This window comes from Thalassobacillus devorans, from assembly GCF_900176565.1.
In the GTDB taxonomy this organism is placed as follows: Bacteria; Bacillota; Bacilli; order Bacillales; family Halobacillaceae; genus Thalassobacillus; species Thalassobacillus devorans_A.
On record NZ_FXEH01000005.1, the window covers coordinates 1,242,476 to 1,256,143 of the forward strand.

The window sequence follows — 13,668 nt, forward strand, 5'->3', positions numbered from 1 at the left end:
GGAGAAGCAGATATGACAGTTGGTGCGGATATCAAACAATGTCTTGCCACAATCAAAAGTATCGAAGCGGGTTTATCTTCGCTGGCCATCAACACGAACGCGGAAGATGAACAGCGACTCTTTCATGAACAAATGATGGTCATCGAAGAAATCAAACAAGATTTGATGAAGCGGATTGGAGAAGTTGAACGAGAAGAAGAGCAGTATAAGGGTTTTTAACCCAAGGAGTGATGTAAAGTGCCAGGATGGTTGGAAGTGGTAGTAAGGGGTGTATTATTTCTCTTTGTTCTTTTTCTGACAACAAAGATACTAGGAAAGAAACAGTTATCAGAGCTTTCATTTTTTGAATACGTTTCAGGCATCACCATCGGTAGTATTGCGGCGGAAGTCATGATGGGACTGGAAAATAATATTTGGCATGGGATCATCGGTGTCGCTATTTTCGCGGTGCTTCCTTTCTTTGTGGAAATCCTGTCGCTCCACAGTAAAACAGTCCGTGATGTGGTGGAAGGAAAAGGAACCGTATTGATTAAAGATGGCAAAATTCTCGAAGATAATTTAAAAAAAGAGAAGTACACCACGGATGAACTTTTACAGCTGTTAAGGGGGAGAGACGTATTTAAAGTGGATGAAGTAGAATATGCGGTTCTCGAAGCAGATGGTAAATTAAGCGTTCTGTTGAAGAAAGACAATCGTCCCCTGACAAGAAAGGACTTAGATTTGCCCAGTATCAATGAAAAGGAGCCCCACACGATCGTTATGGACGGGGAGATTTTTGATGAAAAATTGGCTTCTGCCGGGAAGAACCGGGCATGGTTGAAAGGTGAGTTAGATAAGCAGAACGTCACAATCGAGAATGTCTTTCTTGGTCAGGTGGACTCCTCCGGCCAGCTGACCATTGATTTATACGATGACAAAATCGAGGTACCCACGCCTCAGGATAAGCCGCTCCTCCTGGCTAATATGAAAAAATGCCAGGCGGACCTGGAACTGTTTGCGCTGGCTACCGACTCAGAGAAAGCAAAGCGTCTATATGCAGCCAATGCCAAGAAGCTGCAGGAGTCGATGGATGTACTGTCCCCGCATTTGAAAGGATAAGGAATGCGACATAAACTGCAGCAGTCAGGAAAAGCTAAGCAAAACAGTAGTGAAGGAGATGTTTTTTCAATGGCAGTCGTAAAGCTTACCGCCAGCGAAATTGGAATGTTGTGGACACAATATGTCCAAAACACGATGACCATCCAATTTTTGAAATATTTTAGTAAAACGGTTGAAGACGATGAAATTAAATCAGTCGTCCAATTTGCGGAAGAGTTTTCATCTACCGTTATTGAGGATATGCAGGGTATTTTTCAAGAAGAAGAGCTTCTGGTGCCGGATGGTTTCAACGAAAAAGATGTCAATATGGAAGCTCCCAAATTATTTACTGATGCTTTCATACTGATGTTCCTGAGTAATATGGGAAAAGCAGGTGTCCTGGCCTATGGAGCTTCTTTAAGTGCATCGTCCCGTGAAGACGTCCGTCAATTGTTTTCCAGGTGCGTTACTGAAACGACAGAACTGTTCAATCGGGCGGTAGATGTTGGTCTGGAAAAAGGGCTCCATGTGCGGCCTCCACAAGTCGATGTTCCGAGAGAAATCGAGTATGTCGAAGGTAAAAAGTATTTGAGTCCATTTAACAAGCGTTCACTTAATACCATTGAAATCAGTCATTTGTTCGAAAATATAAAAACCAACATGCTTGGGGAAGCGATATGTGCTGCCTTTGCCCAGACGACAACCTCGAATGAAATCGTAGCCTATATGAAAAAAGGGGAGGATATATCTTCTAAGCATATCCAGACTTTTTCTCATATATTAGACGGGTCGGAAATTCACCCGCCGATGGCATCCAACGGTTTGATCACCAATTCTACTACCCAGACCTTTTCTGATCGCCTGATCGTTTTTTTGATGAGCGTGCTCAGTACAACTGGACAGGGGAATTACTCAGCAGCTTCGACGGCAAGCATGCGTTATGACTTAGTTCTCAACTATCAGCGGCTCTCGGTGGAAGTGGCTCTATATGCAAAAGACGGTTTAGACTTAATGATCAAACATGGATGGTTAGAAGAGCCTCCCCAAGCTCCCGATCGAAATGAACTTGTCGAGCACTCTTCCAGTTGACGGGGTCTGCTATGAGACATTCGCCACTGGAAGTCTTGCTATGGAGTATCGCCTTTCCGGGATTTGGGCAATTGCTGAACCGTCAGCTTATTAAAGGTATATTTTTTATTGTCTTAGAAGTATTTGTCAATTTGTATAGTAAGTTCAACACAGCCATCATCTACAGTTTCCTTGGTGAAATTGATAAAGCTATTGAAGTAACAAACTTTCAATGGCTGATGTTTTATCCTTGTCTTTATATGTTCACCATCTGGGACGCTTATAAAGATGCCCATGCTGCCGAACCTCCGAAGCTTGCTTTCTTACCATTTGTTTTTTCAGCCTATTTTGTAACGGTAGGGCTGGTCTATTCAACAAAGTTGAAGCTGTTCGGCGTTTTATTCGGCCCTGTCTGGCTGCCGATACTGTTTGTCATTCCGGGTCTCGTCATAGGTTTTTTATTACGAGCGTTACTGCTTCGTGTGACCGCCAAAAGCGGCTAGGTGGTAACCTATCCATCAATTGCTAGTCCTCCATCATCTTATTCCTTGTATAATAGGAAGGGGAGGTGGAGGCCATGATTTGGATTATATCTTTGCTGCCGCTGCTTCTGGTTGGCGGCTATATGGCATATAAAAATACACAAGAAGTACAAATCAATAAAGTGGATGTGAAATCAGATAACACAGCCGCTCCTCTTCATATTTTGCATTTATCCGATCTTCATTTAGAAAATATCTCCATAAGCCCAGCTCAGCTCTATGAAAAACTGAAACAGGAACCATATGATATGATCGCATTGACCGGGGATTTTCTTGACCGGAAATGGACGATTCCGAAGCTTGTTCCTTATTTGGAAGTGCTTAACGATTTGAAGCCAAAATACGGCATTTACGTCGTGTTCGGTAACCACGATTACGTCCTGCGTCCCCACAACTTCAAGCGATTGAAGAAGACCTTGGAAAATCACCAGTGTAAGGTATTGCAGAATGCCAATGATCAATTAATCATAAACGGCCGCTCTATCAATGTTATCGGTATTGATAATTATAGTACCGGCCACAGCGATATTGAGGCTGCCTATCAAGGAATTCATCAGGGCTATAACCTTGTGTTGACTCATGACCCGAACGTTGTACTGGAGATGGATGACTATCACTTTGATTATTTATTGTCCGGTCATTTCCATGGCGGACAAATTTTGTATCCTAAAGCCTATCATCTTGTGAAAATGGGAAAGCTTCCACGGATGAATATGATTAAAGGCCTTCACAATCATAAAGGAAAGTCTTTTTATATCAGTGAAGGACTGGGACAGACCGGCCTGAATATTCGCATAGGAAGCCGACCTGAAGTCACCATGCACCAAATAGCAGAATAACAATAACTAAAAAAGCTAAGGCATTGTCGCTGCATTGCCTTAGCTTTTTTCATTGGCTGAAATACTTTTTGTGTTGCTGCGGACCTTCACTTTTAATATTTTGTTCAAACGGGGCAATTGTTATAGGAAAGCTAATTTGTGTCTATTTTGTTAAGATACTTGTTTTGCAACTGGTCTTTTGAGATAAAAATATAGTTAGGCTGGTGGTTTTTCAGGTATCCTAAAGAAGGAGGACGCATACACAAGGTACTGATAGCTATGAAGGATAAAAATTTCATACAGCGGTATACTGGGTTGGTAATAGGAGCCGTTTCAAACCCCAGCCGGCGACAGCCCTTGTGCAGAGCCGTAATTCCCATGATTCCGGTAACCTCATGCCTATGGGTATGTTGGTTCAGATAACTGGCAAGGTCGGGCATCGAATCCCGGACAGTCTTATAAATATGACGCGCTTTGTTAACATCATGGTTTATGGAGCGCATTTCATTGATAAGCAGGATATTATGCAAATGTATTTTCAGTACCTTATCATGTTTTTGAATACGGGTACCATCATCGAGCGTTATTCCGCTGCCTTTATAGGCTGTAATCCGGACACGGAACACATTGTTGATTTTTTTATTATTCCCCGGTATATAGGTCAGCCGGGAGACTCGGTAGTAGAGAGGATCAAATAAAGTCCAGAGACTCACTAAATATTGTCTCATGGCAAACACCTCCTAAGGTTAATCGCATCCCTTAGTGTTTGGTGTTTCTTTGGTTTTATAGATGGGAAAAATCGGTTTATAATCAAGTCTTGTGCCATTCGCAGCCAGGTTTTTCTACTGGTTCATAATCCGTTAACAATCGAGTTTTATACTTGTCGATAAGCTAAGTTTTTCAAATAATGGATTTTGCCATGATACTTCACAATAAAGGAAGAATGTTATGCCATCAGCATGGGTGTTAGGACCGCTAATTATAAAAAGTTCATGGATCATCACGATCATCAGTATAATAGCAGGAGGCTTGTTTTACCGCTCCTATTCCCGCTTCAGTCAGGATAAGAAGAAGCGGATGGAAGAGAGTTTGTTTTCCCTGTTGCTGACATTTATTTTTACGTATTTCTTTGGGAAAATCGTATTTCATTTCTCGTTATTTCTCCAGGATCCTCCGGCTATCCTGGCATACCCGAGTGGGAAAAATGAGTTTTACTTAGCTGCAGTGCTTACCTTCGCCCATGCCTTGTTCTTATTGCGAAAAAAACAAATGGATGGGCGCGAGCTGTTATTTAGCGGAATGATGGTATTTTTGCCGGCACTGTTGTTGAAAAGTTTCCTTGACGCTATGCTGCTTCAAAATGGGATGGAGCTTCCTATAATCGTTAAACTTTTCGTATTAAGTGTTTTTGTACTGCTGTTTGCTTTTCAGACAGTCGGCAAAAGCCATGTCATTTATTTATGGCTGGCCTGGCTGCTCAGCGAATGGCTGCTTTCATTTATTGCACCATTCCTGATGTTGTTCGGGGTAATGGTCGCTACGTGGTTTATATTTGCGTTAATGGCTGCAGGACTAATTCTTGAAATTTTGACTAGACGGAAGGTGGTCATTACATGACTTCAGATGTTACAATTTGGCTCGCTCTCGGTGCAGGGGCGATATCTTTCTTATCCCCATGTACTCTGCCGCTGCTTCCTGCTTATTTGTCCTACATAACAGGAATGAGTGTGAAAGAAATACAAAACAAGAAAGATGCTAAAGTACGGACTAATATTTTGTTGCATTCAATATTCTTCCTTATTGGTGTGTCATCGATCTTTATTGCTTTAGGAATTGGAGCCTCTTATTTAGGAAGCTATATTCAGGGGCTATTGTCCGGCCAGTCCGGTGTTTTGATTCAGCGGATAGCCGGTGTATTCATCATTTTAATGGGCTTGTTTGTCGGTGGCTGGATCAGTTTCAAATGGCTGATGAAAGACAAACGACTTCGTCATTCACAGAAGCCGGCTGGTCTGTTAGGAACGACCTTTGTCGGAATGGGATTTGCCGCAGGATGGACCCCATGTATCGGTCCGATCTTCGCTTCGATTCTTGTACTGGCAGCAACAGACCCGGGGCAGGGGTTACTATACACAATTGCCTACGTACTTGGTTTCGCTATGCCCTTCCTCTTGTTCTCCTTCTTCCTGGGATCGGCTAGATGGGTTGTCCGCTATAGTGAAAAAATCATGAAGGTCGGCGGTGGGCTGATGATTGTCATGGGGGTATTACTTTATACCGGACAATTAGCACGGCTTTCGAATATTTTGCTTCGGTTAGTACAGGATACGTGGTTAGGGAACTTAGGATAATTTTATTGAGGGAGGACGATGTCAGGCATGAAAAAAGGGATTTTAATCGGAATCGTGATAGCTATGCTGGGCTGGGCGGTCTATGATATGCTAGGTGACAAAGGTGACTCAGGAACTTCTGGAGAAAAAGAGCCTCAGATGAGGGTCGCAGGAGATGGAGAAGGTCCAGAAGGGGACGAAGCTTCCGAAAATGAAGACGTTGCCGGGGGCGAGGTCGGTTTACAAAAAGGTCAGAAAGCACCTGATTTTGAACTCCAGACGATGGACGGTGAAACGGTCAAACTTTCCGATTACCGCGGTCAGAAAGTAATGATCAATTTCTGGGCTACCTGGTGTCCGCCGTGCCGGGCGGAGATGCCGGACATGCAGAAGTTCTATGAGAACGAAGATGTCGAAATTTTGGCCGTGAACCTTACGCAAACGGAAAGCGACGCTAGTGACGTCACAAAATTTGTCGATGACTTCGGGCTGACCTTCCCGATTCTCATGGATGAGAATATTACGGTTGCCAACCAATATGAAATTAAACCGATTCCAACTTCCTATTTCGTCGATTCGGAAGGTTACATTCAATATGTAGCTTTGGGAGCGATGAATTACGACTTGATGATTCAACAGTACGAACAGATGGATTGATGCCTATCATAAACGAATGGTGGTTGACATGAACGAGAAAATTTTAGTGGTAGAAGACGATCCGATGATCATGAACCTGGTTACCATTTACTTAGAGAAAGCCGGTTATGATGTAGTAACGGCAGAGGACGGGGAAAAGGCGAAAGACATGTACTTCACCCACGCCCCCTGCCTGATTATATTAGACTTGATGCTTCCCAAGGTTAGCGGGGAAGCATTTTGTCGTTGGGTAAGAAAGCAGGATGCAAGAGAAGTTTCCATCATCATATTATCGGCAAAAGCGCGCACAGAAGACAGGATTGCCGGGCTTAAAATGGGGGCGGATGACTATCTGACCAAGCCATTCAGTCCTGAAGAGCTGGTTGCCCATGTAGAAGCAGTATTGCGCCGCACTGGTCAGCACTGCCAGAAAATCACCTATGACGGGTTGAGCATTATGCCGCGGAAAGGGGAAGTTACCCTGAATGGCGAACAGCTGAACCTGACAAATTATGAATTCAACCTGTTATATGTGTTCATGGAAAATCCTAATATCGTTCTTTCCCGTGAACACCTGCTCAATCATCTGAACCCCTATGATGAAAATGAAAGCTTTGAACGGACGATTGATGTGCATGTTAAAAAGCTTCGGAAGAAAATCGAGGACGATCCCACGAAACCAAAACGGCTGATCACTGTAAGAGGAATGGGGTATAAATTTGTGGCAGAAAATTAAATCCTGGCGGGAAAAGATGGCCACCCAATTGCTATGGCGACTGACCATCACCAATATCATCATCATTGCCTTATTTATTTTATTAAGCGGTGTTGCTGTCTACCAGACTGCCTGCTTTCTGGTGGGAAGGATTACGGATGTCGGTATGGCTCGCCAGTTAAGTTTCAATTCCACGCTGTTTCAATATTTATGGATTTTTAGTCTGATTGCTATTGTCAGTGGGAGTGTCGTTCATTACTTTATGATGAAGCAAATGATGCAGCCGATCACCGAACTTACTGAGTCGATGAAACGGTTGAAACAGGGGAGCTATCCAGCTGTACTGGAGACGAAAAACAAAGATGAAATCGGACAGCTAGTCGAACATTTTAATGAAATGAATCTGCTGCTTCGTGAAAATGAACAAAAGCGTAATAAGATGTTGACGGATATGGCTCATGAATTACGTACTCCGCTAGCGAATATCAACGGCTACCTGGAAGGGTTGAGCAAAGGCGTCATTGAAGGGTCGCCGGAACTTTATCATTCCCTGCATCAGGAGGCGAAGCGGATTACCGCCATGATGCAACAGCTGCACGAAGTGAAAGAATGGGACAGTCTCGGCGGACAGTCCTACCCGGAAAGAGAAATGGTGGAAATCAGCGATTTAGCTGCTAATTGTGTCCAGTTATTTCAATGGGAGCTGGACAATCAAAAGGTTAAAGTAGTTACCGAAGTGGAGGAAAGCCGGTTATTCGTTCACCGGGAAGGCATCCAGCAGGTACTCACCAACCTTTTTCAGAATGCCATCCAGTACTACGAGGGCGAAGAGCCGATCACAATTACAGGTAAACAGACGGAAACAGCCTATCAGCTCTCTGTTGCAGGGCCTGGCTCTTACATTTCAGAAACGGAAAAAACAAAGATCTTTGAACGCTTCTACCGTATCGATCCGTCGAGAAGCAGGGAAACAGGCGGAAGTGGACTGGGACTTGCGATCAGCAAAGAAATTATCGAGCAGCATAATGGAAGTGTCCAGTTAGATACAGATGGTTATCATCATACCTTTACCTTCACACTCCCGCTTCCATGACGAATTCAAGGATAAAACGTCAATTTTTGGCAGTCTGTGAAATTAGCTTTACCCTGCTGTTAGAATTATATATAATAAGAACAAACGTTCGGAATGACGGGAGGGTGCATGATGGATAAGCATAATAAAGACCGAGGAACCATTAAGTGGACATCGTTGATGCTGCCGGAGCATGTCCAATTAGTGAAAGAGCTTTGGAAAGAAGATGAACGTGTGGAAAAAGGCATCATTGATGAACAAAAAGCTGTAGAAATCGATTTTTTACTGCAGCGGGCCCTGAATGACAATTTGACCGTGGAGATCATTTTTCATAATGGGTTTGAACATGAACGGCGCTATGGGAAAATCAATTCGATCTGTTCCATGAGAAAAGAGCTTCATGGTACAGAGGAAGCCACGAAGCATACGTTTACACTGCCTTTAAATGACATCGTCGATATTACCATCCTGTAAACACCTGAATGAAAAGGAAAATAATTGAAATATCCAACAACTTATATTAAGCTGGTTGTAACAGTGTATTAAAGGGGATTGTAATGGGGAAATTATTCAGTTTTAAAGGCTTAATGACAATTTTAATTGTTTTGGTAGTTGGTTCGCTCGGGTTTTTTGGCGTACTTATATTTACGGATATCAACGAAAATAAATCAGAAAATACAGTTGCTTCAGAATCCAGTATTGAAGAGGAAAACCCATCTGAGTCAGGCGGAGAGGCAGAGGCTAAGCCGGCAAATAAAGAAGGTTTTGAGGATGCGGGGGATTTAATAGCTGTCGCTCACCGTTATTATAATGACACAACCGGCTATGGAAAGCTGGAAGATGGCGTCAAATGGAGTGAGCAGCGGGAGAAGGCAGAGCAGTACTTAACTTACATTGAGGACAACACATTTGAAGATCCGCCTACCTTACAGACCGATATGGATGCAGTTGCTCAGTATTTGAAACAAATAGTAGACGGATCCAAAGAATTAGATAACGTAAGGCAGGCCCATCGTTATTTTCATAACCTCGATATTGCCATTAATAATTACACGAATTATACAGATGTCTGGGACGTGACAGAAACGCCTGTCAACTGATTCAGGAAAAGACTCTTACCTTCAGGGTAAGGGTCTTTTGGTATCTGGATGGACTTTGTAATTTCTTCAAATGGAAGGGGGGGTGGAACCATGTGGAAAGCATATGCATTGGTTATGCTCGCTATTATATTGTTTTCGGGAAATTTTATCGCTGGCAAGGTGGCTACAGCAGCAATCGCCCCATTTACGCTGGCCTGGCTGCGGACATTAATCGCCTTCTTACTGTTATTGACGTTTGCGAGACAGGAATTCAAGTATGCCCGTCCGGTGATGATGAAAAATTGGAAAGCTTTATATGGAATGGCGATGACGGGGGTGGTGTTATTTCCGGCCCTTGTGTACACTTCCTTGAATTATACGACTACCATTAATGCATCTATTGTAGAGGCTTTGACGCCTTCCGTTGCGATGGTGCTCGGCTTTTTATTCTTAAGGGAACGTTTTACTCCCTCTCAATTAACAGGGGTGCTTATTTCTTTTCTCGGTGTCCTTTACATCATCACACAAGGATCATGGGAAGTATTGACAGGCTTAGGATTTAACATTGGAGATTTGATTATGCTGAGCGCGGTCGTAAGCTGGGCTTTTTATTCTTTACTGGTCAATAAGCATGGACCGAAGTTTCCGATGTATGGAAGTCTGCTGTTCATGTTGGGAATGGGTAATGTCACCCTGCTGATAATGGCAGCGATCATCGAATGGCTGCCCCGGGGATTTGAAATTGACTGGTCTTCACAAGTGATTTGGAGTGTGCTTTACACTGGTATCTTCCCGGCTGTTATCGCTCTGATTGCCTGGAACCAGGCCGTGTCGATGATCGGTCCTTCAAAGGCTGCGGTGTTTTTGAATTTGATACCTGTAATCACAGCGGTTATGGCGTTCATTTTTTTAGGAGAAGCAATAACCAGTGCACAGTTAGTAGGGGGGATGTTTGTGTTAGGCGGTGTCTATATGACGACACGAAGACAAAAAAAGAGAGAGGCGGCTAATCCTTAGCATCCTCTCCGTGCGTTTCTGTCCATGCCACCCTTCCGGCCAGCAAAAAAATCAGGCTGGAAGCCAGGAATACGAAGCTGATTATCGTATCGTGAAGGATGAACAACATGATGGCTCCGGTTAGTGCGTTCATGATTCCGACGGTGACAAACATCCAGGCAATCAAGTTCTTTTGTTCCATGGCAAGTCACCCCATTCCTATGGTTACTTAGAGTATAGCGCAAACGAAAGGGCAATACATGGGTCGATGCGCGTGTTTAGGACAGGACTTTGGGTGGAAGATAATTTACAGGAACTCACATTCCGATTTAGAGGAGGATTATCTTGCAAACCCATAAACTATACATTGATGGTCAATATATAGAATCTACTGGAAATGAATGGCTCGATATCATTAATCCGGCAACAGAAGAGGTGATTTCACAGACACCCCGAGGCACAGAGGAAGATATCGATCGTGCTGTCAAAGCGGCTTTCAACGCCCAGAAAGATTGGGAACTGAAACCAAACATTGAACGTGGAAAAATCGTCCGCGAAATTGGTGACCGCATCGAAGCAAAACGTGAGCGGTTCATTGAATTGCTGCAGGAAGAACAGGGGAAAGACTATGAGCTTGCCAGCGGAGAAATTGATCTCGCGATTGATTATTTCCGTTACATGTCCGAATGGGCACGGCGAATCGAAGGAGAAATCGTCCCAAGTGACCGCCCGAATGAGCACATTCACATTTACAAAAAACCAATCGGCGTCATCGGCGGTATTGTGCCTTGGAACTTCCCGATGTTCATTTTGGCGCGTAAGGTAGCGACAGCACTCGTTACTGGCTGTACGATAGTATTGAAACCGAGTCAGCAGACACCGAACACCGCGATGGAATTTACAAAAATCATTGATGACATGAGTGAAATTCCAAATGGCGTCTATAACCTTGTCACTGGCACAGGATCTGAAATCGGAAATGCCCTTGCTTCTCATGAAAAAGTCCATATGGTGACGATGACCGGAAGCATCCCGGCAGGTACAAAGGTAATGGAAGCAGCTGCGCAGAATATTACGAAAGTGAATCTCGAATTAGGCGGGAAGGCACCTGCAATTGTCACAGAAAACGCTGATCTTGACCTTGCTGCTGAAAATATAAAAATGTCACGTCTTGCTAATAATGGACAAGCATGTACCAATGCAGAACGGGTATATGTCCATGAAAGCGTGGCAGAGGAGTTTTTAGAGATACTGAAAGAAAAAATCGAAGATGTCACGATTGGTGATCCACTGGAGAATAAAGAAGCGGATGTTGGTCCATTAGTAAGTGAAGACCGCAGGGAGACCGTTGAAGAGATGGTTACGAATGCTGTCGATGCCGGAGCGGAAGTAGTGACTGGCGGCGAGCGTCCGCAGGAATTTGATAAAGGGTTCTTCTATAAACCGACCATTTTGAAAAATGTGAAGCAGAATATGGAAATCATCCAGGAAGAGATTTTTGGTCCTGTCATCCCGGTGACTACCTTCTCCAATTTGGATGAAGCAATTGAAATGGGTAACGATACCGTTTATGGCCTGTCTTCTTCCGTATATACGGAAGATTATCATGAAGCGATGCGAGTCGTGAATGAGTTGAAATTCGGTGAAACGTTCATCAACCGTGAAAACTTCGAAGCTGTCCAGGGCTACCATGCCGGGATGAGACAATCGGGACTTGGCGGCGCTGATGGCAAGCACGGCGTTGAAGACTTCCTCGTCACCCAAACCGTCTATATGCAGTATAAAGACGATAAACAATAAAGCATATGCAGGATTGTATTAAAAATATTTTTTTCGATCATTTCATTTAGAATCAATAATGATGTGTTTCGTGCGAAGATACTGATCTAAGTTAAAATATAATTTACGAGCAAATACAAAAATCCCAGCAGTTTCGATAACTGCTGGGATTTGTTTTATTTCATAGATTCTGCTAAATGAAAGCTTTGTTTATCTTTTTTTGCTGTTTTTACTAACAAGTAAGCGATTGGAGTATCGACGGCTGCGACGAGGAACTTGAATACATACTGCGTAGCGATCATTCCAAGTAAAGCCGCAGTTGGCATCGTACCGGCAAATGCAATGGTAATGAAGACGACGGTATCAATCAATTGGCTCGACATCGTCGACAAATTGTTCCGAAGCCATAGCTTCTGCTCACCATGCTTCTTCTTTAAGCGATGGAAGATGAAGACATCGAAATTTTGACTGGCAACATAAGACACCAGGCTTGCCAGCATCACCCGGAAGCTGCCACCGAGAATCGTTTCGAATTCCGCCTGCGATTGGAAAAAGGGAGCAGCAGGAAGTTGAATTGCCACAAAAATGAAAATAAGTGCAATTACCTGCGTGAAAAAGCCGGCCTGGACTGTTTTCTTTGCTGCTTCTTTGCCATACACTTCACCAATGACATCAGTGATCAAATAAGTGACGACGTAAACAATGACAGCAGCAGGTAGGACGTAGCCGCCGATAGAGAACAGCTTGACTCCTAAGATATTAGCTAAAATCAATAAACCAACAAATAAAGCATTCAAATAAATGAACATATATCATCTCTCCTTATAAAAGGGAGCATGCTTGTGAACGTCGCCCTCGATTAACGGTTGTCGATTTTTTCAGGATATAGATCATGGTTGAAAAGCCTTTGTTCTGCCATCTGCTCGAACTTAGTTCCAGGCTTACCGTAGTTACAATACGGATCGATGGAAATGCCGCCTCTTGGTGTGAATTTACCCCACACTTCGATATAGCGTGGATTCATCAGTTCAATCAGGTCGTTCATAATGATATTGACACTATCTTCATGAAAACCTCCATGATTTCGGAAACTGAACAAGTACAGTTTCAGTGACTTGCTTTCGACCATCTTTTCCTCTGGAATATAACTGATATAAATCGTTGCAAAGTCAGGCTGACCTGTCTTGGGACAGAGCGTTGTGAACTCAGGGCAATTAAATTTAACAAAATAATCCCGGCTCGGATGCTGGTTATCGAATGTCTCCAGTACATCGGGGTCGTAATCAAAGGAATAGTTCGTCCCTTGACTGCCTAATAAGGATAAATCTTTTAAATCTTCATCTTTTCGTCCAGCCATGTAGATTTCCTCCTCTATATGTTTATATAGGTAAACTTTCCGAAAGTACAAAAAAGACCACACCCTAAGGGATATGGTCTGTATCATCATATATCCTTAGTTTTTTATCGAGGGTGTCGCTAAGAACCTCTCCCGTAAATAATTGGTACGGATTTTATCCAATTGTAACCTTACTCATTATAGAGGTGTTCCCGATGCT

18 protein-coding genes are annotated in these 13,668 nt (G+C 43.3%); 14 read left to right on the forward strand and 4 right to left on the reverse strand.

The window, feature by feature from the left end; genetic code table 11:
* Positions 1–12: 12 nt before the first annotated feature.
* The 5 genes from B9Y67_RS10645 (at position 13) to B9Y67_RS10665 (ending at position 3,526) form a co-directional block, all read left to right on the forward strand.
* Positions 13–219 (forward strand): DUF1657 domain-containing protein, encoded by a 207-nt coding sequence (locus B9Y67_RS10645; RefSeq protein WP_085506658.1) that lies wholly within the window; start codon positions 13–15, stop codon positions 217–219.
* 18 nt (positions 220–237) lie between these two features.
* Complete coding sequence (locus B9Y67_RS10650; RefSeq protein ID WP_085506659.1) at positions 238–1,098, forward strand: DUF421 domain-containing protein; 861 nt, start codon at positions 238–240, stop codon at positions 1,096–1,098.
* A 69-nt stretch (positions 1,099–1,167) separates the two neighbouring features.
* On the forward strand, positions 1,168–2,166 hold the full coding sequence (locus tag B9Y67_RS10655; RefSeq protein WP_176223958.1) for a DUF3231 family protein: 999 nt from the start codon (positions 1,168–1,170) through the stop codon (positions 2,164–2,166).
* 11 nt (positions 2,167–2,177) lie between these two features.
* Entirely contained in the window at positions 2,178–2,648 is a 471-nt protein-coding gene (locus B9Y67_RS10660) for a hypothetical protein (RefSeq protein WP_085506661.1), read from the forward strand.
* A 74-nt stretch (positions 2,649–2,722) separates the two neighbouring features.
* Positions 2,723–3,526, forward strand: a complete 804-nt coding sequence (locus B9Y67_RS10665) for a metallophosphoesterase (RefSeq protein ID WP_085506662.1) — start codon at positions 2,723–2,725, stop codon at positions 3,524–3,526.
* Positions 3,527–3,657: 131 nt separating this feature from the next.
* Here the strand turns inward: B9Y67_RS10665 and B9Y67_RS10670 are convergent, their stop codons facing one another.
* Positions 3,658–4,233, reverse strand: coding sequence for a YkoP family protein (locus B9Y67_RS10670; protein WP_085506663.1), 576 nt, complete (start codon positions 4,231–4,233; stop codon positions 3,658–3,660).
* A gap of 220 nt (positions 4,234–4,453) precedes the next feature.
* Between B9Y67_RS10670 and B9Y67_RS10675 the strand changes: the two genes are divergently transcribed.
* The 8 genes from B9Y67_RS10675 to B9Y67_RS10710 all read left to right on the forward strand — a co-directional run bounded on the left by B9Y67_RS10675 (position 4,454) and on the right by B9Y67_RS10710 (position 10,354).
* Entirely contained in the window at positions 4,454–5,122 is a 669-nt protein-coding gene (locus tag B9Y67_RS10675; protein WP_085506664.1) for a hypothetical protein, read from the forward strand.
* The gene (locus B9Y67_RS10680; RefSeq protein WP_085506665.1) at positions 5,119–5,856 is read left to right on the forward strand and encodes a cytochrome c biogenesis CcdA family protein; all 738 of its coding nucleotides are present in this window, start codon (positions 5,119–5,121) and stop codon (positions 5,854–5,856) included. The genes B9Y67_RS10675 and B9Y67_RS10680 overlap by 4 nt, the downstream gene beginning before the upstream one ends.
* A gap of 27 nt (positions 5,857–5,883) precedes the next feature.
* Positions 5,884–6,492: a peroxiredoxin family protein gene (locus B9Y67_RS10685; protein ID WP_085506765.1), complete on the forward strand. Its 609-nt coding sequence runs from the start codon at positions 5,884–5,886 to the stop codon at positions 6,490–6,492.
* Positions 6,493–6,520: 28 nt separating this feature from the next.
* On the forward strand, positions 6,521–7,207 hold the full coding sequence (locus tag B9Y67_RS10690) for a response regulator transcription factor (RefSeq protein ID WP_085506666.1): 687 nt from the start codon (positions 6,521–6,523) through the stop codon (positions 7,205–7,207).
* On the forward strand, positions 7,191–8,279 hold the full coding sequence (locus B9Y67_RS10695) for a HAMP domain-containing sensor histidine kinase (RefSeq protein WP_085506667.1): 1,089 nt from the start codon (positions 7,191–7,193) through the stop codon (positions 8,277–8,279). Before B9Y67_RS10690 ends, B9Y67_RS10695 begins: the two co-directional genes overlap by 17 nt.
* 111 nt (positions 8,280–8,390) lie before the next feature.
* Positions 8,391–8,732 (forward strand): YolD-like family protein, encoded by a 342-nt coding sequence (locus B9Y67_RS10700; protein ID WP_085506668.1) that lies wholly within the window; start codon positions 8,391–8,393, stop codon positions 8,730–8,732.
* 83 nt (positions 8,733–8,815) lie between these two features.
* Positions 8,816–9,358, forward strand: a complete 543-nt coding sequence (locus B9Y67_RS10705; RefSeq protein WP_085506669.1) for a hypothetical protein — start codon at positions 8,816–8,818, stop codon at positions 9,356–9,358.
* Between the two features lie 90 nt (positions 9,359–9,448).
* On the forward strand, positions 9,449–10,354 hold the full coding sequence (locus B9Y67_RS10710; protein WP_176223959.1) for a DMT family transporter: 906 nt from the start codon (positions 9,449–9,451) through the stop codon (positions 10,352–10,354).
* On the opposite strand, the gene B9Y67_RS10715 is transcribed toward B9Y67_RS10710, so the two are convergent.
* Positions 10,344–10,535, reverse strand: a complete 192-nt coding sequence (locus B9Y67_RS10715; protein WP_085506671.1) for a hypothetical protein — start codon at positions 10,533–10,535, stop codon at positions 10,344–10,346. The genes B9Y67_RS10710 and B9Y67_RS10715 overlap by 11 nt on opposite strands.
* A gap of 143 nt (positions 10,536–10,678) precedes the next feature.
* On the opposite strand from B9Y67_RS10715, the gene aldA reads away from it, so the two are divergent.
* Positions 10,679–12,133 carry an aldehyde dehydrogenase gene (gene aldA, locus B9Y67_RS10720; protein WP_085506672.1) on the forward strand — a complete coding sequence of 485 codons (1,455 nt, stop codon included), beginning with the start codon at positions 10,679–10,681 and terminating at the stop codon, positions 12,131–12,133.
* A 155-nt stretch (positions 12,134–12,288) separates the two neighbouring features.
* On the opposite strand, the gene B9Y67_RS10725 is transcribed toward aldA, so the two are convergent.
* Both B9Y67_RS10725 and queF read right to left on the reverse strand, forming a co-directional pair.
* Positions 12,289–12,921, reverse strand: a complete 633-nt coding sequence (locus tag B9Y67_RS10725) for a queuosine precursor transporter (protein ID WP_085506673.1) — start codon at positions 12,919–12,921, stop codon at positions 12,289–12,291.
* Positions 12,922–12,971: 50 nt separating this feature from the next.
* A complete protein-coding gene (gene queF, locus B9Y67_RS10730) occupies positions 12,972–13,469 on the reverse strand; it encodes a preQ(1) synthase (RefSeq protein ID WP_085506674.1) in 498 nt (165 codons plus the stop codon).
* Between the last annotated feature and the right edge of the window lie 199 nt (positions 13,470–13,668).